Here is a 24982-nt window from a genome sequence, read left to right as displayed (position 1 = left end):
AATAATAGATTTTAGAGATTGTTATAACTGATAACTGCTACCTGTTTAAATACTTAGGCCGTCCTTACTTTTATTTTGCATGTCCAAAATAAAAGTAACAAAACAAAAGGGCAGCACCAACAGAGACTTTTTTACGCCAGATAAAATCATCACACATTCCTCCGGCTTACCCACAAAGCCAAAAAAGTCCGCACTGTTGCTGCACCACCTACCGCACTGTTAATTTCTCAATAAGAGAATAATTCAATTTGTGTAAAATATCATTAAACTCATGTCATTTTACTTTATAAAACAGATTTTTATAATTTCAGCCGGATACCGTTTTTACTCAATATTCCTGTTACTACTACACACAGCAATGCAAATACAAATGATTTGAGTAACCCGACTAAACCAGTCAGCATTAACTCCGGCCAGTGAATACCCAGCACATTAACAAGTGCATAGGCAAAATAGGGTATCAGGTAACAAAGTAAAGTATCGGTACCGGCAGGCCTGATAAAACTGAACCATTGGGCTTTCTTCCGAATATCTGCTACGTAGTATATCGCTATAAAGGCGAGTGTAGTAATAGCACTGCACAGAAACAACCAGGCTGGCGTAGCCCTGAGTTTGGAAATTCCCCAGAAAGTCCGTGTATACATACTCAGCAGAATTAAACCTACTGAAATACCAAATAGCACCAGTATCATTTTGTTAAAAGCATGCTGCCTGGCAAAATACTCATAGATCAGTGTAATGAGTACGCCTCCCAGCGTTAATGCAGGCAAAGTGCCCCCAATATAGGTCCGGGAATAAATTGCAGCAGGCCCTCGCGTGAAACCATGTCGGCATTGGACAACATGCTTAGGACACAAAATAATATCCAGGCTGCCAGAATAATGTAGTACCGTTTTCCAGCTAAAGCCGTAACTGTTGCGCCCACCAGATATGACCAGCCAATCAATCCCAGAATTCCCCACCAGTAAGTGGTAAAATGGTTCAAGTTTTCTGCTTCTCCGCCCCGGTACAGGAAAGCCAAGGTCAATAAAATACCTATCCCAATGGCCTGCAAAGTTCTGGAAAGCCATATATTCATATGCTTCGGGTAATTATTCCAGATCAGAATAAAGGAAATACAAGACAGCGTGTACCACAATAGCCTTGGCATACCGGTAGCGGCTGCGTTAATGTTTTCGCCATTCACCAGAAATACACCCATTGCCAGCAAAGCAAAGGTGCGGCCTATAATGTGCCAGAGTAAAAAGGGCATGGTATCTCCTTTTTTGCGCCGGTTGGCAATGGCTAATGGAATCGACATTCCCACGATAAACAGAAAGGCCGGGAATATGACATCTGCCAGTCCCATGCCATCGGCTTCATAAGAAACATGTTCCAGCCAAACCGGGACATTCTGCAAGGACCACAGGTCATTTACAAAAATCATCAGCACCATGGTAATGGCCCGGAGAATATCAATGGAAGCAATCCGGAGAGGCTTGGCTGTAGAAGCTACATCTGTTTTTAATGTGTCGGTTGTAGGAGAAGCTAAGGTTTGGGTCAGGTTTAGCATGGCCACGTTTTTTTAGGAAAATACTCATTTTGATTTGAATTTTTAAGTGTTCGCAAAATTTTAATCGAATATCCTCTAAAACTGTTCAGCATGTAAAGAAATCCGGAGTAAATGCGACTCAAAACCCTGGTTGATACACTGCGTATGACAAGGTATGCAAGCCATTTACTCCACCGGTTTATTACCTAGTACTTTTGAAAATTTATTCAATGCCGGATTAGCTCCTAAGGTATTACTGGAACAACTGCTTCCCCTGATAGCCGAAGCTTTACAAGCAGACCGGTGTTTTCTTTACCTGCGTAATCCCTGGAAAGAAAAAGGCAGAATAGAGTTTTGCTATTGCCGGAATCCGGCTGTGCCTGATGTAAAAGAACCTGAGCGGAAAAATGATACTGAAGAATTACCACTGGTAGATCCTTTATTTGCAGCCGCTCTCCAGACAAAACCTTCCATTTATATAGCTGATGTTTCAACGGCAGACCCGGCAATGGTGAACCGGAACTTCGAAGAAAAAACTTTTGGCCACCGGGCACTTATACATGCTCCTATTACAGAAAACGGACAATTGTGGGGCATTTTGCAGCCGGCTATTTTTGGTGTGGCCCCACGAATGGACTTTAGAAGATCGGCAGTTGATTGAATCTTTATTGCCCATGATGCTTAATCCAATAATGGCGTATATGCAGACTGTATCTATCTGAGCGATAAAAAGCCTAATCGTTCTGAAATACAGATAGAAAGGCTTTCTTTAAAAACTGGAAAGAATGGTACGTCTGTTGTATTTTGCCTGTGAATGATTGTCCCTCCTTTTATATGGTAACCTAAGATTATCCCGTTAAAATCTTCCTAGTTAAAAACATGATTTTCCGTAATTTTTATTATTATACTTCTCGATTTTTGCCTCGCCACCAGTAAGCAGACAACGATTTAAAAGGCAGAAGCCTGCAATCCTATAAATCCTTACATCTTTCCATTCTTACTGCTAGCACCGTAAACTTAAATTCAACTTCCCTCTATTATTTTTAGATAGTATTTATTGGTATCTGACTAGTGAAGCACTTGTTTTTCCATTAAATGGCTGAAAACAAACAACATTGAATATACATAGAATCATTTCATGAAAACAAAGCATACGTTTTCTATATTTTTTTTCATCATTTTATTTGTCATACGGTCTTACTATGTCCTTATTCAACAAATAGGCTTATAATCCAGCAGATCTATAAAACAAGCAGAATGACAGTTATACTTAAGTTTACTTGATATTAAACCCATGACCCATTTAGACATAGTTACAGTACTTATTATTTTATGTGCTGTATTTATTCATATTAACAACAGATATTTAAAGCTATCCGGAAGTATAGGCATCACTATTCTGGCCTTATGTACCTCTCTTGGCGTTGTACTCGTTGAACGTATCTTACCCGGCAGTACTACAGCGGTAAAGAAATTCATCATGGATTTCAACTTTACAGAAGCTTTATTCAATTTCATTCTGAGCTTTCTGCTGTTTGCCGGCGCTATGCACATTAACCTGCGGAGCTTGCAGCGGGAAAAATGGACGGTGTTTGTACTGGCTACGGTGAGCACTTTTATTTCTGCGATTGTAACCGGGGTGGTATTGTACTATGCCCTTCCACTGATCGGAATTAACCTGGATTTTATCTATTGCTTACTATTTGGAGCTCTAATCTCTCCCACTGACCCCGTTGCCGTACTGGCGATGATCAAAGAATCTATTATCTCCCGCAGATTAGAAGTACGCATTGCCGGTGAATCGCTGTTTAACGATGGTTTTGGCGTCGTAATTTTTCTGGCTGTACTACAGATAGTGAATGCCGGCGTTGAAAATTTCAGCCCGATGTCGGTGGTGGGAATATTTATGCAGGAAGCACTGGGTGGCTTATTATTAGGCTTAGTGGTAGGTATAGCTGGTTTTTATTGCCTCAAAGCGGTAGAAAATAATCAATACGAACTAGAAGTGCTCATTACGCTGGCTATGGTACTGGGTGGCACCCGGCTGGCACAACTGGTACACGTTTCTGGTCCGCTGGCAATGGTGGTGATCGGTTTATGTGTGAGCTATGAAGGCCGCAGCGAGAAGCGGTCTAATATTGCCAACCCCTTTGTACACAAGTTCTGGCATCTGATAGATGAACTGCTGAATGCCGTGTTATTTATGCTGGTAGGTTTAAAATTCATCCACATGGATTTCAGCATCGGCTATGTAATTGCCGGATTTATCGCTGTAGCGGCCGTATTGCTTTCCAGATATATAGGGGTGATAGTGCCCATCTATTTATTCAATTTTAAACGTACCTTCAGCCGGAAGGCCATTATTATTATGACCTGGGGTGGTTTAAGGGGAGGCATTCCGATTGCCCTGGCATTGGCCTTACCTGAAATCGAAGCCAAAGAATTCATTATTACCATTACCTACTGCGTCGTATTGTTCTCTATTCTGGTACAAGGTTTAACGATTAACCGTTTCATGCAACCTACAGAAAGTGAAGAGATAACAAACCTGAATCCGGCGCATAAGAAGAAAATAAAAAGCAAAGAATTAGCAAATGCTTAATTAATTTTCCTTTTCAGAGTAAGTATTAATATTTAAACAAAACCCATAGCAAATATGGCTGCTATGGGTTTTGTTGTATAATGAAAAGCTATTATGCCGGGCTGATACTCACCGATACCACTTCTCCTTCCGATAGTAAAGCACTGATATAAGCAGATTCAGTCTGGATACGCACATCAGTGCCAGAACCTGCAGAAGGCTGGGTAAATACGGAACCTTCATTTATCCATTTTATACCGAATAGTATAAAGAACCTTCCATAGATGTTATATGTTGATCAAGTATGGGAAGAGTAACCAAAACTGAGCTCATCGAGAGTGCCGAGCAGTTGCTGAAGATGAGCAAAAAAATAGCCCATCCGCTAGCCGGAGCCAGACTGCGGGCTTTTTACCTCTACAAGAGTGGGCAGGCTAAAGCGTATGGACAAATAGCTGCTGCCGTAGGCTATGAGCGTCATGCAGTGGGCCAGTGGTTCCGGCTTTACAAACAGAAAGGGCTGCAAGCCTGTCTTCAGATAGATCCGGGCGGCCACAAAAGGGCATCACAGATTGCAGGTAAAGTACTTGAGCAGTTGAAGGCAAAGCTTGCTGATCCAAACAACTATTTTACTTCTTATAAGCAAATCCATGAGTGGTTGCACACGGCGCATGGCATTGATCTGAGCTATGAGCATGTACATTGGTTTGTCCACCGACAGCTGGGGGCAAAGCTGAAAGTGGTTAGAAAGAGCAACCTGAAAAAGGATCTAGCCTATGAGCAGAAGTATAAAAAAAACTAAACTTGGTGCTCACTTTCCTCTTACAGCGCTACTATGCTCCTTTGGCTGCCAAAGGGGTAGTCAGCCATTGGAAGGTGTACTATCAGGATGAGAGCCGCTTTGGTTTGATGACTGTTTTGAGAAGAGCCATCACCCTTGCCGGCATAAAACCGGTAGGAGCCTATCAGCACCGCTTCATCTACCGCTACTGCTATGGATTGGTAGAACCGCTGACAGGAGATCACTTCTTTATTACTGCCCCACAGGTTAACACGCTTTACTTTGAGTATATGCTTGAGGAGTTTAGCCGCCATCAACCGCAAGTGTTCAAGTTTATCTTTGTAGACAAAGCAGGCTATCACCGGGCAAAAGCCTTGCAAGTGCCCCAAAATATCCGCCTGGTGTATTTACCTTCTTCCAACCCTGAACTCAATCCGGTCGAAAGGCTGTGGGGGGATATGAAAAACAAAGTAGCTTTTCACAACTTCAGCCATGAACAAGAACTGGAAGCCTGGATCACTAATACGGCTAAAAGTTATGGGCAAAGACAGATCGCCTCTCTAACCGGATACCCTTACATTTTAGAAGCCATCAGCAAGATTACAACCTCTATGGAATAGCCTTCGCCCTATTTGGTATTACTACTTTGTTCACCGGATTTTCCTCTGAAACCAATGCCTTCGATTCACGTTGCGCCTGCTGCTCGTATCCTGCAATTAATCTGGCTTGCAGGTGCATAAATGCTTCCTGGTTTGCTACAAAATCCATAGAGCAATGCTCCCGTACATTTAAAAACACCCCATGGCAAGGAGGTAATTGTAAACCTACCGGAAACAGAGATTCGGTTTTTGAGCTGCGAGTATATATATCTTCAAAATCACTGGAAAGATTAGATACCTGTTTATATAAAGCATACCGTCTTATCTCACTCCACACTTCCGACTGGTTTCCCATCAGGTTTTTAGAGGCGCTTACATTCCTACGTATCGATTTCCGCAAAAACTGGGGTGAATGGTGGTCTGATGTAGAAAATGAACGGGAGGAATAATGCCATCTGCCCTGCTCAACACAACTGGCCGGAATGGTATTTTTCGATACAGGTGGCAATAATAAAGTAGCATTTACTACCCGGTTTTGTTTGGCACCTTTCAGTAAACTGCCTTCATAGATAAGCAGATGGCTCTGGCTGTGGTTGAGTACATATAATTGCTGTACCGAACCTGCCTGGTCTACTTCTGTTATTTCGGCGAGTTGCTGCTCGAGGGCTTTCGATAACTCAATGATGGGTTTTGGAAATTCATGTTGGGTGTGAATGGTAAAAATACGCAGTACAGACTGGTCAACGGGGTACTCAAATGGGCGGAATTCGCAGGCTGATATATAGTCAGCGAGCTGGGCTTGTACTAGAGATTGGGTCATAGTGGTAATGGTTTGCATATAATTGCAGCCAACCATCAAAGGTTACCGGCAAAACTGGAAAAAATTAGTTATTCCACGAGTCTGAACTTTTTTTATTTCCATACAATTATAGTGTTTCCTAAAACGGCCTGTATCATGTTGGAATCCGGCCTATGTTCCACCTAAACCCTATATATGAGTAAACACCTACACGACCAGTTATTAATCAGCCGATTGGCACAGTCGGAAACTGCTGCTTTCGCCAGATTAAGAAGATTATGTTTCAGGCCTGCTGTAAGCCATGTAATGCACAACAGCGGTAACCGTCAGGATGGAGAAGATGTATATGCTGATGCAGAAATAGTGATGTATCAAAAGGCCGTAGAAGGACTTGTGTTAAGCGCTTCTGTGAGCACGTATATGCACTGTGTGTGTAGACAGATCTGGCTGATGGAACTAAGGCGGCGAAAAAGAAGAAAACAAACCCTATCAGCTATTATTCCCGATTTCCAGTCAGGTGCATGGGATATTGATCCGGAAGCAGAGCAGCGCCGGAAAGAACAATTAGTAATGCGTATACATCAGGCTATAACTGAACTCAATCCAACTAAAAAAGTATTGATTTTGCTATCCGCTTACACCAGTATAAGCGGAGAAGAAATGGCGCACGAAACCGGCCTGAAAGACCGGATGGTAGTGAAAGTAAAATTAAGCCAGGCCAGAAAAGAAGTAAAAGATAAAATACTTCAGCACATGCTTACGCTTAATTAATTTGTGTGTCAGAGGATTAAAATATAAAAAGCCATATGACTCAAGTATTCATATGGCTTTTTAATTATATGAATATTTAAATGTTGAATTCCTAAACTTTAAGCTTACTCATAAATCATTCCCTTAGCTGCCAGAAGCGTATTTTGCAGGAGAGAAGCCCTGGTCATGGGGCCTACGCCACCGGGAACTGGGGTAATATAGCTGCATTTGGGTGCCACCTCATCGTATAGTACATCGCCTTTTAAAACAAAGCCAGATTTTTTGCTGGTGTCTGCTACTCTGGTCGTACCTACATCTATTACAACTGCTCCTTCTTTCACCATGTCTGCTTTCACAAAGCCTGGAATTCCGATAGCCGCAATCAGAATATCAGCCTGACGGGTGATCTCTGCCATATTCTGTGTTTTGCTGTGACACAAAGTAACTGTACAATTGCCCGGCTGTGTATTACGGGCCATCAGAATGCTTACCGGCAAGCCAACAATCTGGCTTCTGCCGATTACTACGCAATGCTTACCGGAAGTATCAATCCCGGTCCGCTTGAGTAATTCTACAATACCATTAGGTGTTGCCGGCATATAGGCAGGCCATCCTTTTACCATTCGCCCCAGATTTGCCGGGTGAAAGCCGTCTACATCTTTTTCAGGTAAGATTTTACCGATTATTTTATCTACCGAAATGTGCTTAGGCAGAGGAAGTTGCACAATTAAGCCATCTACTTCAGCATCCTGGTTAATAGAATCTACCACCTGCAGCAACTCATCCTCAGAAATAGAATCTTCGTAACGGTACAAAGACGAGCGGAAACCTACTTCTTCGCAATCTTTTACCTTATGTGTGACATAGGTTTCGCTGGCGCCATCATTTCCCACCAGAACGGCTACCAGATGTGGCGGACGGCTGCCGTTTTTAGTTATTTCTGCTACTTCTGCTGCAATTTCCTGCCTGATCTGGAGAGAAACCTGCTTGCCATCTATAATTTTTGTCATTTATACTATAAATATGTCGTTCCTGAATAAGGCGCAAAGTTATAAAATTTGCCATCGGAAGGAGGTAAAATTAAATTTAAATACATAACAACATATTTTCACTTTAACACAATTATTATGGACGAATCTGTATTCTGGTTTATTCTGATTATGCTGTATCTGGGCATTATTGCCATCAGCATAGCAGGCCAGTGGCTCTTGTTCGAAAAAGCCCGTAAACCCGGCTGGGCTTGCTTAATCCCGGTGTATAACATTGTAGTCTGGTTTCAGATTATTGGCAAGCCGCTCTGGCAGCTGGCCTTGCTTATTGTGCCGTTTGCCAATATCTATGTACTTATCACGATGATTACCGGTTTGTGCAAATCTTTCGGTAAGCCTGGTATTGGTAATTACCTGCTGGCTATATTTTTCGGATTATTCTATATTCCGTATTTAGGCTTTTCTTCTGAAGTACATTATGTAGGACCTGCGGAAGATAAAGATTTTCAGGCGCAACCGGTATTTCAATAAGAAAAATATGGCATAGAATTTTACAGGCAAAAGAAAAGCCCTGTTTTAAAAAACAGGGCTTTATTATTTTATACTATTTATCTTTATTTACTCAAGCTTTAACACAGCCATAAAGGCTTCCTGCGGTATTTCTACGTTACCAACCTGGCGCATGCGTTTTTTACCTTTCTTTTGTTTCTCCAATAGTTTCCGTTTCCGGGAAATATCACCGCCATAACACTTGGCCAGTACGTTTTTACGCATCGCTTTTACCGTTTCCCTGGCAATAATCTTTTGCCCGATAGCGGCCTGAATGGCAATTTCAAACATCTGGCGGGGAAGCAGTTCACGTAGTTTTTCACACAAACGTTTGCCCCAGTCATAGGCTTTATCCCGGTGAACGATGGCAGAGAGTGCATCTACTTTTTCGCCGTTAAGCATAATATCCAGCTTCACCATGTTTGATTCCCGGAAACCGATCAGTTCGTAATCGAGGGAAGCATATCCCCTGGAAATAGTTTTTAATTTATCAAAAAAGTCGAATACAATTTCAGACAATGGCAGATCGAAACTCAGTTCTACCCGGTCGGAGGTGAGGTATATCTGATTTTTGATAATGCCCCGCTTGTCCATACACAAGGCAATGATGCTGCCTACATATTCAGATTTGCTGATGATCTGCGCTTTAATGAAAGGTTCTTCAATATGGTCGATCAGGCTGGGATCGGGCATTTCGGAAGGCGCACTGATCTTAATCATTTCGCCTCTGGTGAGATAACAATGAAACTGTACGGAAGGAACCGTCGTGATCACCGTCATATCGAATTCACGCTCCAGGCGTTCCTGTACAATTTCCATGTGCAGCATCCCCAGGAAACCGCAACGGAAACCAAATCCAAGCGCTGCTGACGTTTCCGGTTCCCACACCAGAGAAGCATCATTTAACTGAAGTTTCTCCATCGACGCCCGTAATTCTTCAAATTCGGAAGTTTCTACCGGGTAAATACCAGCAAATACCATAGGTTTTACGTCTTCAAAACCCTTCACGATCAATGGCGTAGGACGGGCAACATGGGTAATGGTATCCCCTACTTTTACTTCTTTTGCCTCTTTAATACCCGAAATAATATAGCCTACATCGCCTGCCCCAATAAACTCACGGGGTTCTTTATCTAAACGCAGTACACCTACTTCATCAGCTTCGTATTGCTTGCCGGTTGCCACAAATTTTACCTTATCGCCCTTGCGGATTCGTCCGTTGAATACCCGGAAAATTACCTCAATACCCCGGAACGAGTTAAAGGAAGAATCAAAAATAAGTGCCTGTAATTCGGCTTCCGGATTTCCTTCCGGTGATGGAATACGTTCTACAATCGCCGCTAATATGTCTGAGATACCTATGCCTTCTTTACCGCTGGCATGAATTATTTCGTCCGGCTTACAGCCCAGCAGATCTATAATCTGGTCGGAAACCTCTTCGATCATCGCACCTGGCAAATCTATTTTATTGAGTACCGGAATGATTTCCAGATCCTGCCCTAAGGCCAGATAGAGGTTAGAAATGGTTTGTGCTTCTATGCCCTGGGCAGCATCTACAATCAGTAAAGCGCCTTCACAGGCGGCAATCGAGCGGGATACTTCGTAGGAAAAGTCTACGTGCCCGGGTGTATCAATCAGGTTGAGCACATATTTTTTGCCCTGATACAGGTAATCCATCTGGATGGCATGGCTTTTAATGGTAATGCCCCGTTCACGTTCCAGATCCATGTCATCGAGCAATTGTGCCTGCATATCCCGTTTTTGTACCGTCTGGGTAAATTCCAATAAGCGGTCGGCAAGGGTGCTTTTTCCGTGGTCAATGTGGGCAATAATGCAGAAATTTCTAATGTTTTCCATTCAGTAGGTATACTTCTATTTCATACAAAATTAGTAATAAATACTATTAATTGGAGACCCTAGACGAAAAGATTACAGCTATTAGGTACAGACAGGTGGTTTAGGATTTTATTACACATTTTTAAGCCGTAAATTGGGAATAAAGTTTTTTGAGTTTTGGCCTCATAACTCACGGCAAAGGTCAATAATTTTCACCTGCGCATCTTTCGAAAAATTAACATGAAAATAGATAAGTATTTACTACTACTTCTTTCTTTAGCTATCCTTCCTGCCTGCCAGAACAAACCCGAAAAGCCGGATTTACGAGGACATTGGCATGTTTACCGTTTACCATTTGATAGCACTTTCAGTACCTGGGACATTATTGATAGCACAAAATTTATAGTTAATGTGAATAATTATGAAGATGCTTATGAGCGATTTTATCACCTTTCTGTAGAAGATACTGTATTTCAAAATGTTCAGTTTAATCATTTTGAAGGCAATTTTAAATACCAGTTATCTTTTGATACCTTATTTCTTAAAGAGATAGATTATATACCTGTTAATGATTCTACCTATCTAGAATATGCAGGAGAAATTTTTGCCTACGGTATAAGGGTGGATGCCAGTACTTGTGATCTAACAAAAGAATATTATGGACATTTACAAATCAATATCAATCTCCCCATTTCAGAGAAAGTCACCGAACAAGATGACCTCTTAACTGTTTTATCCTTAGTCTCTTATATGGATATAGGAAAGCCCAAAAGTTTTATAAAGCAATATTCCAGTGATACTTTCTTGATTCAAGTTAATGATGTATTTATTCCATATCACTCCGTACCAGAATATATTGATCAGGAACGTGCAAAACTTCCGGAAGTAGACAGAGATAGCCTGATGATACTAATGGGCATAGATAGAAATACACCTGCTATAATGGTAGATAGTGTTGAGCAAAGCATCCATGCATCATATCCTATGGTCGATATTTATTATGCCTGTCTGCCGGAAGGAAAAACAAATATGCATAAACCCATATTTACCTCGCTGAAAAATGAATTTTCCAAATCAGCTAACAAGCCTGCTGCATCTCTTACTATCTCAATTGGTGAAGATAAGCAGGTAGAATGGACCATAGAGAAACGAAATCAAAAACCAGAATCCCAAAGGTATGATTTACAAACGGCGGAAGGTAAAGACAAACTGAGAGAGGCAATACTACAAGCAAATCAGAACAAACAGCCGCTGGGTATTCAATTTACTTTTGCGGGAAATACCACTTTTCAGGACTATATTACCGCACAAACGACCATTAAACAAATGCTTGAAGAAACTGCTCAGTAAATGATGCCAAAGACATTCATGGCTTTATTTTTTACGGCTTCGCCTTCTTCCTAAATTGAGAAAATAGATTATCCAGCGTCAGGATGCAAAACAGCACATTGGCATGGTCAAATTCCTTTCCCGAACTGCGCTCCTGAATCTGGTAAAAATAGCCAATACTCAGCCGTATATTATCGGTAAGTCCGTAATTAAATCCGCCATACAAACGGTTCTGGTCAAATACATTGGGATTCTTTTTGACTGCTTTGCCAAACTGAACGGAAATTTCATCCCAGGCCACCAGGCTGAACGGACGGTGCAGCCATTTCGCTGTGATTGGAAACTCCAGCCGTACCTGATAGCGAGCCCGCCAGTTAGGTTGAAATACATGGTTATTAGCCAGATCCCGCCAGCGGTGTTCCAGGCTATAGCGGTTGGCATATATGAATTTCCGAAAACGCTGCTCCTGCTCCAGACGCACTGTTGTCCGTAGTTCTGTTACTGGCTTTCTCTCCAGGTCAGCGGGATTCCCGATCAGTGCCCAGTGTTTGAAATATCCTATTGGTGAAATACCTATCCGCAGGCTGGGATTAGGAGAATACGTAAACCAGGGCCAGTAACTGACAAACTGAGGTGCTTTAAACACATTCAGGCTGCCAGGAGAAATGTTCTGCTGCCTGGTTTGCAGGTACACTTCCCAGCGGAACTTTGCATTAATAGTATCTGTCAGCGCTATTCTTCCCCAGAATACATTATGGTGATAATGTGTTTGGGCATAGCCCAGACTGGCTGATAGTCCGGTGAATATTATTCCAAGAAGAATATTTTTCAGCATATAAAAAAACAGATCGCAATTTACTATCTCTCCCAAAAAGGTGCAAGGATATTAGATTGTTTACGTATCTGGTAAAATTAATTCCTTTATTTCTGACTGAACCTTTAAACCTGGGATTGACTATGATAGGTAAAGTTTTCAAAATCCGTTGATTCCTGTTAATTTTACGGCTTACCAGAACATTTTCTATGTTAAGTCCGGAGATCAGAGATAAGTATGAGGCAGTGATCGGCCTTGAAGTGCATTGCCAGTTACTTACCAAAAGTAAAATTTTTTCTACCGATGCCGTTGAGTTTGGCAGTATGCCTAATACCAATATCACGGTCATTTCACTGGGGCATCCTGGTACATTGCCCATGCTCAATAAAAAAGCGGTAGAACATGCCATTAAAATGGGGCTTGCCTGCCACTCCCAGATCAGCAGCTACAATGTATTTGCCCGTAAAAATTATTTCTATCCCGATTTACCCAAAGGTTACCAGCTTACGCAGGATAAAACGCCCATATGTGTTGGGGGGTATGTGCCCATTAAAACCAAAGACGGCAAAGAAAGAAATATACAACTTACCCGTATCCACCTGGAAGAAGACGCCGGAAAATCGATACACCTTGCTGGCGAAACAGAAACCCTGGTCGATCTGAACAGGGCTGGTACAGCATTGATAGAAATTGTATCTGATCCGGTTATTAAAACTTCGGATGAAGCGTATGCTTACTTAACCGAGATCCGCAAGCTGGTGCGTTACCTGGAAATTTGTGATGGCAATATGGAAGAAGGCTCTATGCGCTGCGATGCCAACGTTTCTATTATGCCTAAAGGAAGTAAAGTATTGGGAACTAAGATCGAAGTAAAGAACATGAATTCGATCCGGAATGTGCAGCATGCCATTGACTATGAGATCGAAAGACAAATTATAGAGACAGAAAAAGGTGTAACGCTGGTTTCTGAAACACGTACGTTCGATGCTGGCGATGGGAAAACCTACAGCATGCGTACCAAAGAAACCATGAATGATTACCGGTATTTTCCCGAACCAGATCTGAATCCTTTGATTGTTTCGGAAGAATGGCTGGAATCTATAAAAGTGCAAATGCCCAGCCTTCCGCATGAGCTCTACGAAAAGTTTATGCACACCTATCACCTGCCGGAATACGATGCCCACGTACTGACGGATACAAAGGAAATTGCTCAATACTTCGAGGCAGTTTGTAAGCATACTACCCATTATAAAGCTGCATCTAATTGGGTAATGGGACCCATAAAATCGCACTTAAATGAAAACCATCAGTCTATCAGCAAGTTTCCGCTTTCACCGGAACAGATTGCCGGATTGATCGGGTTAATAGATAGCCATACAGTGAGCCATTCAGTAGGTGTACATCAGCTGTTCCCGGCTATGCTCCATCAGCCTTCGTTGAGTGCCGCTCAGATTGCCGAAAGCCAGAATCTGATGCAGAACAGCAACAGCGATGATTTGAAAGCTTTAATTCAGGAAATATTAGCCAGTAATCCCCAGAAAGTAAAAGAGTATAAGAATGGAAAAAAAGGCTTGCTGGGTATGTTTATGGGAGAAGTAATGAAAAAAACCCAGGGCAAAGCCGATCCGAAATTAACCAATGAACTATTAAGTAAAACCCTGAGTGAAGTATAATATCGTTGTTAGTTGTTGGTCTGAAACCTGGATTTTTGCGGATTAACGGATTTTCAGGATTTAATATAATGGGAATATAATCCTGACAACCCGGTAATCTTAATAATCCTGGTTCCAGACAAAATCAGTTAAATCCTTACAATCAGTGTATTCTGCGTTTCTGAATTCGCACTATTTTTAACAGCATATCGTTGTAGCTTTACATCTGAAGAATATTTAATTTCCGCTTTTATTCAAGCATTTATGAAACAACTATTTTTAATCCTTTTCCTGACCAGCCTGTACTTTTCCTGCGATTCACAATCGCAGCCTAACCAGTCAAGTACCAGGCAGCCTGCCAGCACCGCTACACAGGAAGTTACTATTTCCGGAAAGGTAAAATTTCCACAGCAAGGATATATTGTATTGAGCGAGTTACAACAAAATGGTTTTAAAAACCTGGATTCTGTACAACTCAAGAAGGACAATACGTATACCTTGAAAAACAAAGCAGGCGAAGCAGGATTTTATATGCTCAACTTTTTCGACAAGCAAAAAGTATTGTTGATCGTAGATACTAAAAACCTGACTGTTGATGCCGATGGCAATTCACCGGCCGGAAATTATTCCCTGAAAGGTTCTAAAGATGCTGAGGATCTGCAGAAAATAACTAAGCTTCAAAACGAATTACAGGCAAAAGTAAGTGGTCTGGAAGGCAAATTCCAGGCAGCCAATGCCAAAAAAGACGAAAAAGAAAAGCTGAAGCTACAGCAGCAGTATTTTGGTATGCAGGCCGAATTTGTAGGAAAATTAAAAGAGCAGATGCGGCAGATCGGACCAACATTGGCTTCCTGGTATGCTACCAATCTACTCAATCCGGAAGAAGAATATGTATTCCTGGATAGCCTCAATAAAGGCTTTCAGAAACAGATACCTAATTCCCATTATGTAAAAGAATTTAATCAGAAGCTGGATCAGTATAAAAATGTGGTATCCATTGGCCAGCAGGCACCTGAAATTACTCTGGATAGTCCGGAAGGCAAACAAGTTAGTTTATCTTCGCTGCGGGGCAAATATGTACTGATCGATTTCTGGGCTTCCTGGTGCGGACCTTGCCGCCATGAAAATCCGAATGTAGTGCGTATGTACAATAAGTTTAAAGGCAAAAATTTTGAAATTTTCGGCGTATCTCTGGATAAAAGCAAAGATAAATGGCTGGAAGCGATCAAAGCAGATGGACTTTCATGGGTACATGTATCTGATCTGCAATACTGGCAATCGGCTGGTGCCAAACTATATAATGTACAAGGCATTCCGGCTACTTTCCTGGTAGATCCGAATGGTAAAGTAATTGCCAAAAACCTCCGGGGTCAGGCTCTTGAAGATAAACTCGACCAGGTACTGGCTCAAAAATAGGCAACCGTTATTGGTTGTTCGTTGCTAGTTGTTAGCAAAAGCTTATAAACTAACATTCTGCAGATTTATCTAATACGCAATTATATATTCTAAAACAGAAAGGCTGAAATTTAAGATTTCAGCCTTTCTGTTTTGATAATTATATGAGGCTACTGCCCACTATAGGCGATCCGGTAAATTACCCCATTAGAATCGTCGGCCACCAGCAATGAGCCATCCGTATGCACCGTTATTCCGGTAATGCGGGCAAATTGTCCTTTATTATCATTCACCAGGAAGCTGCCTACAAAATCCTGAAACTGGGTGGGCTGGCCATTTTCAAAATGTAAGCGCACAATCTTATAACCGGAGGGTTGCTTGCGGTTCCAGGAGCCACGCATGGCAACAAAGGCATCATTCTGATATTCGGGTGGAAAGGTAGAACCTGTATAAAATATCATTCCCAATGGCGCACTATGGGCCTCATAAGTAAGCAGCGGCAAAGTAGTTTTGGCCAGGTATTGCTGATAAGTGGTATCTCCGGGAGGAGCCAGTTGCGGATAAAATTTACCTTCGCCATAAATGTAAGGCCAGCCGTAATCAGCACCCTGCGCAATCTTATTCAATTCCTCTTTCTGGTCTTCATCCCCCAGCCAGTCGATGCCATGGTCCATTCCCCATAATTCCTTGGTTTGCGGATGCCATCCAAATCCGATCATATTGCGGAGTCCTTTGGCAAAAATCTTCCGGTTGGTGCCATCCGGATTCGCGCGTACCAGGGTAGCATTCTCTTTATTGGATTCTTCGCAGGCATTACATGTACTGCCAATGGAGATATACATAAGTCCATCGGGACCAAAAGCAATCGTGCGGTTATTGTGCTGACCGGCATCCGGCAAATCAGTCATCAGAATCTGAAGGCCGCCCAGGGTTCCATTTGAATTAATAGCTGCAGAGAGCACTTCACGGGCAGTCACCATATACATGGTATTGTTGTAAATAGTGATACCGTGCATATTCTGCCTAGTAGCCACCACTTGCCGTTCATCGGCTTTGCCATCTGCATTTATATCACGGAACATAGTTAACGTGCCTGCTTCCCTATCTGTAGCATATACCACGCCTGTACTGCTCACAGCCAGCATCCGGAATTTTCCACCGCCTTCCGCAAACTTATTTACCGTAAAGCCCTGTGGCTTATTCAACTTATTTACATTCTCATCTGAGGCGGGTACTATGGCAGGCTTAAATACATAGCCAGTTACTTTGGTAAAAGTAGGTTCATATTCATTTTGCGGAATCGTTTCTTTCTCATCTTCTTTGTCCTGGCAACCGCCCAGGAGCATGGAGGCGCAGGCAAAACCTATGGCCAGGGGTTTAAAAATCATTTTCATCAAAATAGCTGGTTAAAGGACTGGTAAATAAAGTAAGGTGCAGGGTATGCATCAAATTTCTACGGAAGTATGTATATATTGTTTAGCATTCTAACAAATAATATGTAGTGCTTTCTAATAAATATACAATACCCATATTTTGATATTTACTAATCTCATTTACAAATGAAACTATATGAACTTTTATCAAAGATATTATGCTGTATATCAATCTATTAATTCATTAATTGGTTGGATATAAATAAATTAGGCCATTCAATCAATTAAAGGCATACCCATAAAATAGCAGTACATATACTTATGCTTTAGTGAACCAACTCTTTAAATACCCCTTAAAACTATTAGCTCATAGGCTACGTAGAAAAATAAATCTGAATATTTATTTTAGCTTTAACCTTCCATTGAACCTACCCTTTTTTTCATGACACGGACGGATATAATTACCCCCGCCATGCTCAAAGTATTTGAAACGCTGCCGGATCTGTATTTGATTCTTTCACCGGAACTACATATTCTAACTGCCAGTAATGCTTACCTGGCTGCTACATTTACTAAGCGGGAAGAAATTACTGGTAAATACATTTTTGATGTTTTTCCGGAAAAAACAACTATTCCCGGAGTCCATTCGATAGGTAACCTCTACGCTTCTCTACAAGAAGCCTTAACTACCAGGCAGCCTCACCAGATGGCTATGCAACGATACGATCTGTCTCAATCCTTGGATGAGGTAAGTCAGGTGGAAAAGTACTGGCAAATTTTAAATACACCAGTTCTGGATGATAGCGGCCATAACATCCTCTATATTATTCACAAAGTAAATAATGTTACGACCCTGGTACTCAACCAGCGCCAGGTAGAAGCCTCCTCAATCAGAGAGCAGGCAGCCCTTGACGAAGCAAACCTACAGCGTAAAAAACTACAGGATCTGTTTATGCAGGCTCCAGCCCTGATTGCTTCCGTAAAAGGGCTAACCTGTATTTTTGACCTGGTGAATCCACCTTTTCAGGAGCTATTTCCAGGAAGATCACTTTTGGGCCAACCCTTCATTGAAGCGATTCCTGAAATGAAAGGGCAGTTTATAATGGATGTATTTGAGAGAGTGTATCAGACCGGTGAAACATATAATGGGCTTGAAATTCCTATCCGCTTACATTCAAGAGATCAGGGAGCATGGGAGACCCGGTACTTTACGATGAATTGCCAGGCGACACGGGATGTAGCAGGCAATATACTGGGTGCTATTCTTTTTGCATACGATGTAACTGAAAATGTACGGATGCGCAACGCGCTGGAACAGCTCAATCAGAAACTAGAAGATCAGGTTGCTTCCCGTACCCAGGAACTGAAAATAGCACAGGATGCCACAGAAATTGAACGGAGTAAGCTCTATCATTTGCTTATGCAAGCGCCGGCATTGATCTGCATATTCGAAGGACCTGAGCATATTTTCCGGCTGGCTAATCCATCCTATCAACAACTGGTAGGCGACCGCCCTATACTAGGCAGATCTATTGCACAAGCTATGCCCGAACTAGCAGGACAGCCTATTTTTGGCTTGCTGGACAAAGTGTATCAGACCGGGGAGTCATATTATGCGTATGAGATGCTGGTACAACTGGATCATACCAATTCTGGTACCCTGGGCGAGAATTATTATAATTTTGTTTACCAGCCCACACGTAACCTGGAAGGCCAGATCGATGGCATTCTGGTGTTTGCCTATGAGGTTACCCAGCAGGTACTAGCCCGGAAACAGGTAGAAAAAAATGAAGAGCATTTACAACAGCTCAATGCAGCTTTAGCAGCTTCCAATGAAGAGTTAAGTGCCACCAATGAAGAATTATCCACCATCAAAGTAACCCTCGAACAGTTAAATGGTGAATTAGAACGACGTGTAACAGAAAGAACACAAGAGTTAAGGCTGGCCCAGAAGGAAATAGAACATCAGAAAGATCGATTAGAACGGTTTTTTATGCAAGCTCCTGTAGCTATTTGCGTACTAAATGGGCCTACTATGGTTTTTGAACTGGTAAATTCCTATTATCAGCGATTTTTTCAGGGACGCAATCTACTGGGCAAACCACTCATAGAAGCCCTGCCCGAACTTAAAGGCCAGTCCATCCAGACAATTCTGGAGAAAGTATACCGCACAGGTGAAACCTTTGAAGGCCGGGAAGTGCTGGTTCCATCCATCCGGTATGAAGGTGGCCCTGTAGAAGATAGTTATTTTACTTTTATTTATCAGGCCAGGCATAACGAGAAAGGGCAGGCAGATGGTATTCTTGTAATCGCTTATGAAGTAACTGAGCAAGTGTTAGCCCGCAGGAAAGTAGAAGAAAGTGAAAAGCAATTGAGGCTTATTACCGATGCTTTACCGGTGTTGATCGGCTATCTGGATAAAGAAGAAAAATACCGTTTTGCTAACCGGGCCTATGAATCATGGTTTAATCAGGACCCGGACTTTTTGCTGGGGCGGGCCGTACGTGAGGTAGTGGGAGAAAAAGCCTATCTGGGCGTAAAAAAATACATTGACCGTGCTTTGTCTGGAGAAAGACTGGATTTTGAAGCCAGAATGCCCTACCGGGAAAACTTTGTAAAACATATCCGTACGAGTTATGTACCCGATATTCAGAATGGAGAAGTGGCAGGATTTTATACATTGGTAACCGATGTTACAGAACAGGTAGAGGCCAGGCAGAAAGTAGAAGAAAGTGAACTACGATTCCGTACGCTGCTCGAATCTATTCCGCAAATCACCTGGACAGCCCTGCCTACAGGAGAGATCAATTTTTACAACGAACGCTGGTATGATTATTCCGGATCAAACTATGAAGCAACAAAAGAATGGGGATGGAAATTATTCATACACCAGGATGATCTGGCTGCCACGCTAAAAACTTACCAGCAATCCTTATCAACCGGAGAAGCTTTTAAGTCGGAGTTCCGCCTGAGACGTAAGCAGGATGGAGAATACCGCTGGCACCTGAGCCGGGCGCTTCCTATCCGGAATGAGCAAGACACCATTACCTTATGGGTGGGAACAGCCACAGACATTCATGAACAAAAAATCATAGAGCAACAATTGATGGAGAGCGAACAGTATTTCCATATGATGGCCGACAAAGCGCCTGTAATGATCTGGATCACCAGGCCTGATGGGTATTGCACCTATCTGAATAAACCCTGGTTTGATTATACCGGACAAACAGAAGATGAAGCAACCGGACTCGGCTGGACACTGGCGACACATCCGGAAGATGCAGAAAAGGCATCCAACGTTTTTATGGAAGCGAATGAGAATAGAACTGAATTCCGCTTAAGTTACCGGCTCAGAAGAAAAGATGGCACCTACCGATGGTTTACAGATGTAGGCCTGCCCAGATTCAGCCACACAGGAGAATTTGAAGGGTATGTAGGCGCTGTTCTGGATATTCATGAACAAAAGATGGCCGAAGATGCCTTACAAATGAGTACCCGTCAACTGGCGGCTATAAACGAAGATCTTGCGGCGGCCAACCAGGAGATTCAGGCAAGCAATCATGAACTGAGTATCAGTAACCAGCAGCTGATATATATGAATGCAGATTTAGATAATTTTATCTATACTGCTTCTCATGATCTAAAATCGCCTATTGTGAATATTGAGGGATTAATGAAATTTCTTATGCGCCAGTTACCAAAAGAGATTTTAGAAGGAGAAAGAACAAACAAGACTATCAGCTATATTCAGGAATCTATTGAACGCTTTAAACATACCATTGCCAATCTTACAGAAGTAGTGAAGCTTCAGAAGGAAAACAGCCAGCCGATGACCTGGGTGGACCTTGATAAATTGCTACATGAAGTAAAGCTGGATTTAACCACTGAAATCAAAAAATCGAAAGCCAGAATAGTAGTAGATGTCAGCCAATGTCCACATATACAGTTTTCAGAAAAAAATCTAAGGAGTACCTTGTACAACCTGCTGAGTAATGCCATTAAATACCGTTCTCCGGAGCGCCGCCCGGAAATATATATTCATTGTGGCCAGAATGAGGAGTATCAGATACTTACCATTCAAGATAATGGCCTGGGCATGAATTTAACAGGTGATCAAAAGTTATTTTCCATGTTCCGCCGCCTGCACACCCATGTGGAAGGATCAGGAATAGGTTTGTATATGGTGAAAAGAATGATTGAAAATTCCGGAGGCAAGATTGAAGTAGAAAGTAAAGTTGATGTAGGCTCTACTTTTAAAGTTTATTTCAAACGTCCGCATCAACCAAAGCCGTAATACTAAACTGATGCTGGTATTTACTGAAAGTATTTTGTAAAATGCTTACAATAACGGATTGATAGTAAAATTCCTCGTTATACCTTTTCTATCTCTGTGTAATATGCCTAAGCCAATCTATAGCATCAGGCTTGTGATGATGCTATTCCCTAAATTAAATTTAGCTGAGTGACTAGCTTTACTCTGCCACACCCCGGATACGGGTAGCCAGGCGGGACAAACCAGTTTTTACATTGCCAGTAGCTCGGTTAGCTGCATCTACGCCAGATTTCACGGTATTGGCACCTGCTTTTCGGGTTGCTTTCATAATAGAAGAAATCACTTGTCCGGAGCTTTGTAACACTATTGATTTAAGCATAACCGACGCTTCCCGGAAAGCTGCTTTCCTAACTGCCCGGGTATGGAAAGTAGTGGTACTGGCACAATAACGCTTGGTAACGATTCCCACTCTCAGGGTAAGAAATGCATTAATGGTTCCTTCCAGCAGCGAATCCATTATGATATGAGTAACCGATCCTATAAACGGCACAGATTTTAAAGCTGTATTTTGCATAAGGGTACCAAACACAGGTTCTAATTGTTCCGAAAAGTCCAGGTCCTCAATTTGAGCGGCCAGAAAAGTAGTAGCACCCACATTGGCATACAAGGCTACCATATCTTTAGGTGCCGGACGCTGATAATAAATATGAGCCAGATCCCACACCATTTTCGACTGAGTAATAAATACAGTGAGTGCATCCAGCTTGCCATTCTGCGAAATAGCTGTTGTCAGAAATACACTTTTAGCCGTATTTTGTATGATGGCATCTGCTTTAATACTGAGTAAATCCAGCCCTTTCTGGATATCAGCCTCTTTGGTAAAATCCAGATCACCTCCTTTTAATAGCGAGTTTTTAGCCAGGCGGTTCCCTAATTTTGACAGATATGCTGGTCTTTCCTCTTCTGATTCCGGCGGAGATAAAGGAGTAGGCAAACGGAAATACAACACGACAGGCAGCACAAACAACGCTGTAAACAGAATGATAAGCGTGATCAAAACTGCGTCGCCTAATATAGGATTTAAGGCACTGGTATAGGTATACACCTGCATTACCTGGTTAAATACAAACAGCACAAAGGCTACCAGGATTAGTATACCAACGGTTAGAAATAAAAACTTTAGCTGTTTGCGCATACACAAGTATAAGAGTATATACCTGTATACTTTTATATACTTAAATTAGTTCTCCCTATTCAATTTTCATTGGATGAAAGCAGAAAATATATGTGAGGGGATATTAAATTATTCTTTATAGTAGGCTGAAAACAAAAAACCACAAGCTGCTTAGCCTGTGGTTCAGAAATAAGATAGTATGAATTATTAAGCATGTGTAGATAAATAGCTGGCTACACCTTCGCGGGTTGCCTGCATGGCTTCTTTGCCTTCTTCCCAGTTAGCTGGACAAACTTCGCCATGTTTTTCTACATATTGCAGCGCATCTACCATCCGGAGTGCATCATCTATGTTACGGCCCAGAGGGAAATCGTTAATTACACAATGACGGACAAAGCCTTGTTTATCAATCAGGAAAGTACCTCTGTAGGCAATAGGTGTACCTACAAAAATCATATCACCTTCCTCATTATAATCATAATGCCCGCCTAATACACCAAAATTATTGGCAATGGTTTTGGCTACATCGGCTACAATAGGATAAGTTACACCCTCAATACCACCTCTGTCTTTAGGAGTGCTTAACCAGGCCAGATGTGAATTTTCTGTATCTGTAGAGCAGCCCACCACCGCAACATTTCTCTTCTCAAATTCTGCCAGTTTCTCCTGGAAAGCAAGTATTTCTGTAGGGCAAACGAAGGTAAAATCTTTGGGATAAAAGAAAAACACAACTTCTTTATTTCCTACATACTGGCTCAGTGAAAAATCTTCGACAATCTCTTCACCATTAATTACAGCTGGCGCAACAAAAGATGGGGCTTTTTTTCCGATTAATGACATGTTTTTAGATCGTATATTTGAATAACAAAAGATAATTTATAGTATTTTTTCTGGATAAAATATTGCTTTAATTAAAATAAATAATAGTAAATAACCAATATTTTGCTCCAAGGCAAATGTACATCTTAATCCCTTGAATGACAAGTATAGACCTTAAAAATTTAGAATTTTACAAAAATATCAATATAAACAACTCAATAGTTATTTCATAATATACTGATTTACTGTTTTTTATTCTATTTATTAATTTCTGCTAGAAATTACAAGAATAAAAAATGCAAGAGCAAATATTTATTAATTATAATTGTATAAAAATAATATGAAATAGAAAATTACTGATACATAAAATTTAGACAATGTACTTATTAAGTTGAGGCTTTAGGAGAAGCAAGAGGTTCTTCTGGAAGCGTATTGATCTCTACTTGTACGATATTATTTCTTGATCTTTTAAGTATAGTAAATTCATAAGGAGCAATCACTATATGTTCATTGTCTTCGGGAATCCGGCCAAAGTGATAAATAAGTAAACCAGCCAGACTATCATATTCTTTATTTTCTTCAATGGCTACCGGTAAATACTCATTTATATCTGCAATAGAAGCCGACCCCAGCACTTTGTATTTACCCTCTGTAACCTCCTCCACAATAGGACTCTCATTATCATATTCATCCTGAATTTCACCCACAATTTCTTCTACAATATCTTCCATAGAAATAATACCTTCGGTGCCACCATATTCATTTACTACAATGGCCATATGAAGACGTTGCCGCTGAAAATCACGGAGCAAATCGCTTACCCGTTTGGATTCCGGCACAAAATGAGCAGGACGCAGCAGATCTTTAATCACAATATTTTCTTTCTTGCGCATCCGCAGCAACAAATCTTTGATATGTATAACACCAATAATATTATCCAAGGAATTTTTAAAAACCGGCACCCTGGAATAGCCTTCATCTATTACTTTATCCAGCATTTTATCATCGGCCTGCTCTATATTTAACCCGACCACTTTTGTACGGGGAACCATTACCTGTCTGGCAGTCCGCTCTGAAAAATCGAAGGCATTTCTGATGATCTCATATTCCGTCGTTTCCATGTTACCACTCTCATTTCCCTGTTCTACCAGGAACCGTAATTCCTCCGGACTATGTACTTCGTGTTCGGAAGCCGGAGCAATGCCAATTGCCTTTAAAATCAGGTTTGCAAAACCATTCAGCAACCAGATAAAGGGTCTGAATACAACATAAAAAACATTAAGCGGATAGGCTATTCCCAGCGTTACTCCTTCCGAGCGCTGAATGGCGATGGATTTTGGTGCCAGTTCGCCAAATACAATGTGCAATACAGTAATGATAGAAAACGCTACTCCAATAGAAATTCTATGAATAAGAACGGTATCTACTGCCAAGCCAAAAAAAGCAAACAAATCCAGAATCAGTCCTTCTACCAGGCTCTCTCCGACCCAGCCCAGTCCGAGACTGGCCAGTGTAATACCCAATTGGGTAGCCGACAGGTAAGCATCCAGCTTAGCTACTATCTTTTTTGCCATGATTGCCGCACCACTTCCGGTTTTGGCCATGAGTTCGATCTGAGAGGGACGTACTTTTACAATGGCGAATTCTGCGGCTACAAAAAATCCGTTGAGTAATACCAACAGGAGTGTACCAATAATGCTTATGATCACGTGTATATAGGATTTAGGCTCAGGTTTGAGAA

Annotated in this window: 20 protein-coding genes; 10 read left to right on the top strand and 10 right to left on the bottom strand. The window is 41.6% G+C overall.

Features of this window, described 5'->3' with window-relative positions; translation table 11 throughout:
- Positions 1–299 precede the first annotated feature (299 nt).
- Positions 300–770, bottom strand: coding sequence for a hypothetical protein (locus GXP67_RS37485; protein ID WP_232064517.1), 471 nt, complete (start codon positions 768–770; stop codon positions 300–302).
- Positions 758–1552: a heparan-alpha-glucosaminide N-acetyltransferase domain-containing protein gene (locus GXP67_RS37480; RefSeq protein ID WP_232064516.1), complete on the bottom strand. Its 795-nt coding sequence runs from the start codon at positions 1550–1552 to the stop codon at positions 758–760. The genes GXP67_RS37485 and GXP67_RS37480 overlap by 13 nt, the downstream gene beginning before the upstream one ends.
- A gap of 154 nt (positions 1553–1706) precedes the next feature.
- Here GXP67_RS37480 and GXP67_RS20850 point away from each other — a divergent pair, with 154 nt between their 5' ends.
- The 4 genes from GXP67_RS20850 (at position 1707) to GXP67_RS20835 (ending at position 5510) form a co-directional block, all read left to right on the top strand.
- Entirely contained in the window at positions 1707–2192 is a 486-nt protein-coding gene (locus GXP67_RS20850; protein WP_162444919.1) for a GAF domain-containing protein, read from the top strand.
- A gap of 633 nt (positions 2193–2825) precedes the next feature.
- Positions 2826–4133, top strand: coding sequence for a cation:proton antiporter (locus GXP67_RS20845; protein WP_162444918.1), 1308 nt, complete (start codon positions 2826–2828; stop codon positions 4131–4133).
- Between the two features lie 283 nt (positions 4134–4416).
- Positions 4417–4911, top strand: a complete 495-nt coding sequence (locus GXP67_RS20840) for a helix-turn-helix domain-containing protein (protein WP_162441766.1) — start codon at positions 4417–4419, stop codon at positions 4909–4911.
- Between the two features lie 5 nt (positions 4912–4916).
- Positions 4917–5510, top strand: a complete 594-nt coding sequence (locus GXP67_RS20835; RefSeq protein WP_162441765.1) for an IS630 family transposase — start codon at positions 4917–4919, stop codon at positions 5508–5510.
- Here the strand turns inward: GXP67_RS20835 and GXP67_RS20830 are convergent.
- Positions 5500–6309, bottom strand: a complete 810-nt coding sequence (locus tag GXP67_RS20830; protein WP_162444917.1) for an ARPP-1 family domain-containing protein — start codon at positions 6307–6309, stop codon at positions 5500–5502. The two genes, GXP67_RS20835 and GXP67_RS20830, sit on opposite strands and share 11 nt — an antisense overlap.
- A 174-nt stretch (positions 6310–6483) precedes the next feature.
- On the opposite strand from GXP67_RS20830, the gene GXP67_RS20825 reads away from it, so the two are divergent.
- Positions 6484–7059 (top strand): RNA polymerase sigma factor, encoded by a 576-nt coding sequence (locus tag GXP67_RS20825; protein WP_162444916.1) that lies wholly within the window; start codon positions 6484–6486, stop codon positions 7057–7059.
- Between the two features lie 104 nt (positions 7060–7163).
- Here the strand turns inward: GXP67_RS20825 and GXP67_RS20820 are convergent, their stop codons facing one another.
- Positions 7164–8048 (bottom strand): bifunctional 5,10-methylenetetrahydrofolate dehydrogenase/5,10-methenyltetrahydrofolate cyclohydrolase, encoded by an 885-nt coding sequence (locus GXP67_RS20820; protein WP_162444915.1) that lies wholly within the window; start codon positions 8046–8048, stop codon positions 7164–7166.
- Positions 8049–8165: 117 nt separating this feature from the next.
- Between GXP67_RS20820 and GXP67_RS20815 the strand changes: the two genes are divergently transcribed.
- Complete coding sequence (locus GXP67_RS20815) at positions 8166–8558, top strand: DUF5684 domain-containing protein (RefSeq protein WP_162444914.1); 393 nt, start codon at positions 8166–8168, stop codon at positions 8556–8558.
- A gap of 87 nt (positions 8559–8645) precedes the next feature.
- Here GXP67_RS20815 and lepA read toward each other — a convergent pair whose 3' ends face one another.
- A complete protein-coding gene (lepA, locus tag GXP67_RS20810; RefSeq protein WP_162444913.1) occupies positions 8646–10433 on the bottom strand; it encodes a translation elongation factor 4 in 1788 nt (595 codons plus the stop codon).
- Positions 10434–10652: 219 nt separating this feature from the next.
- Here lepA and GXP67_RS20805 point away from each other — a divergent pair, with 219 nt between their 5' ends.
- Positions 10653–11762, top strand: coding sequence for a hypothetical protein (locus GXP67_RS20805; protein WP_162444912.1), 1110 nt, complete (start codon positions 10653–10655; stop codon positions 11760–11762).
- A gap of 31 nt (positions 11763–11793) precedes the next feature.
- Here the strand turns inward: GXP67_RS20805 and GXP67_RS20800 are convergent, their stop codons facing one another.
- Positions 11794–12576, bottom strand: coding sequence for a DUF2490 domain-containing protein (locus GXP67_RS20800; protein ID WP_162444911.1), 783 nt, complete (start codon positions 12574–12576; stop codon positions 11794–11796).
- 188 nt (positions 12577–12764) lie between these two features.
- Here GXP67_RS20800 and gatB point away from each other — a divergent pair, with 188 nt between their 5' ends.
- Both gatB and GXP67_RS20790 read left to right on the top strand, forming a co-directional pair.
- Entirely contained in the window at positions 12765–14228 is a 1464-nt protein-coding gene (gene gatB, locus GXP67_RS20795; RefSeq protein WP_162444910.1) for an Asp-tRNA(Asn)/Glu-tRNA(Gln) amidotransferase subunit GatB, read from the top strand.
- Between the two features lie 243 nt (positions 14229–14471).
- Entirely contained in the window at positions 14472–15623 is a 1152-nt protein-coding gene (locus tag GXP67_RS20790) for a TlpA disulfide reductase family protein (RefSeq protein WP_162444909.1), read from the top strand.
- Positions 15624–15772: 149 nt separating this feature from the next.
- Here GXP67_RS20790 and GXP67_RS20785 read toward each other — a convergent pair whose 3' ends face one another.
- Positions 15773–16996 carry a PQQ-dependent sugar dehydrogenase gene (locus tag GXP67_RS20785; protein ID WP_162444908.1) on the bottom strand — a complete coding sequence of 408 codons (1224 nt, stop codon included), beginning with the start codon at positions 16994–16996 and terminating at the stop codon, positions 15773–15775.
- A 421-nt stretch (positions 16997–17417) separates the two neighbouring features.
- Here GXP67_RS20785 and GXP67_RS20780 point away from each other — a divergent pair, with 421 nt between their 5' ends.
- Entirely contained in the window at positions 17418–21269 is a 3852-nt protein-coding gene (locus tag GXP67_RS20780) for a PAS domain-containing protein (RefSeq protein ID WP_162444907.1), read from the top strand.
- A gap of 178 nt (positions 21270–21447) precedes the next feature.
- Here the strand turns inward: GXP67_RS20780 and GXP67_RS20775 are convergent, their stop codons facing one another.
- The 3 genes from GXP67_RS20775 to GXP67_RS20765 form a co-directional block, all read right to left on the bottom strand.
- Positions 21448–22443 carry a DUF697 domain-containing protein gene (locus GXP67_RS20775; RefSeq protein WP_162444906.1) on the bottom strand — a complete coding sequence of 332 codons (996 nt, stop codon included), beginning with the start codon at positions 22441–22443 and terminating at the stop codon, positions 21448–21450.
- Between the two features lie 186 nt (positions 22444–22629).
- On the bottom strand, positions 22630–23262 hold the full coding sequence (locus tag GXP67_RS20770; protein WP_162444905.1) for a peroxiredoxin: 633 nt from the start codon (positions 23260–23262) through the stop codon (positions 22630–22632).
- A 365-nt stretch (positions 23263–23627) separates the two neighbouring features.
- On the bottom strand, positions 23628–24950 hold the full coding sequence (locus GXP67_RS20765; protein ID WP_197901546.1) for a hemolysin family protein: 1323 nt from the start codon (positions 24948–24950) through the stop codon (positions 23628–23630).
- Positions 24951–24982 lie beyond the last annotated feature (32 nt).

This window comes from Rhodocytophaga rosea (assembly GCF_010119975.1).
In the GTDB taxonomy this organism is placed as follows: domain Bacteria; phylum Bacteroidota; class Bacteroidia; order Cytophagales; family 172606-1; genus Rhodocytophaga; species Rhodocytophaga rosea.
The sequence above is the reverse complement of the archived record's forward strand: the minus strand, read 5'-3'. Positions and strand labels throughout refer to the sequence as shown.

What these genes read in the sequence shown, in the direction of transcription:
- GXP67_RS20785 (WP_162444908.1), bottom strand. Translation starts at nt 16,996, where the DNA reads ATGAAAATGATTTTTAAACCCCTGGCCATAGGTTTTGCCTGCGCCTCC.
- GXP67_RS20780 (WP_162444907.1), top strand. Translation starts at nt 17,418, where the DNA reads ATGACACGGACGGATATAATTACCCCCGCCATGCTCAAAGTATTTGAA.
- GXP67_RS20825 (WP_162444916.1), top strand. Translation starts at nt 6,484, where the DNA reads ATGAGTAAACACCTACACGACCAGTTATTAATCAGCCGATTGGCACAG.
- GXP67_RS20820 (WP_162444915.1), bottom strand. Translation starts at nt 8,048, where the DNA reads ATGACAAAAATTATAGATGGCAAGCAGGTTTCTCTCCAGATCAGGCAG.
- GXP67_RS20840 (WP_162441766.1), top strand. Translation starts at nt 4,417, where the DNA reads ATGGGAAGAGTAACCAAAACTGAGCTCATCGAGAGTGCCGAGCAGTTG.
- GXP67_RS20790 (WP_162444909.1), top strand. Translation starts at nt 14,472, where the DNA reads ATGAAACAACTATTTTTAATCCTTTTCCTGACCAGCCTGTACTTTTCC.
- gatB (WP_162444910.1), top strand. Translation starts at nt 12,765, where the DNA reads ATGTTAAGTCCGGAGATCAGAGATAAGTATGAGGCAGTGATCGGCCTT.
- GXP67_RS20815 (WP_162444914.1), top strand. Translation starts at nt 8,166, where the DNA reads ATGGACGAATCTGTATTCTGGTTTATTCTGATTATGCTGTATCTGGGC.
- GXP67_RS20850 (WP_162444919.1), top strand. Translation starts at nt 1,707, where the DNA reads ATGCAAGCCATTTACTCCACCGGTTTATTACCTAGTACTTTTGAAAAT.
- GXP67_RS20845 (WP_162444918.1), top strand. Translation starts at nt 2,826, where the DNA reads ATGACCCATTTAGACATAGTTACAGTACTTATTATTTTATGTGCTGTA.
- GXP67_RS20775 (WP_162444906.1), bottom strand. Translation starts at nt 22,443, where the DNA reads ATGCGCAAACAGCTAAAGTTTTTATTTCTAACCGTTGGTATACTAATC.
- GXP67_RS20830 (WP_162444917.1), bottom strand. Translation starts at nt 6,309, where the DNA reads ATGACCCAATCTCTAGTACAAGCCCAGCTCGCTGACTATATATCAGCC.
- GXP67_RS37480 (WP_232064516.1), bottom strand. Translation starts at nt 1,552, where the DNA reads ATGCTAAACCTGACCCAAACCTTAGCTTCTCCTACAACCGACACATTA.
- GXP67_RS20800 (WP_162444911.1), bottom strand. Translation starts at nt 12,576, where the DNA reads ATGCTGAAAAATATTCTTCTTGGAATAATATTCACCGGACTATCAGCC.
- lepA (WP_162444913.1), bottom strand. Translation starts at nt 10,433, where the DNA reads ATGGAAAACATTAGAAATTTCTGCATTATTGCCCACATTGACCACGGA.
- GXP67_RS20805 (WP_162444912.1), top strand. Translation starts at nt 10,653, where the DNA reads ATGAAAATAGATAAGTATTTACTACTACTTCTTTCTTTAGCTATCCTT.
- GXP67_RS20770 (WP_162444905.1), bottom strand. Translation starts at nt 23,262, where the DNA reads ATGTCATTAATCGGAAAAAAAGCCCCATCTTTTGTTGCGCCAGCTGTA.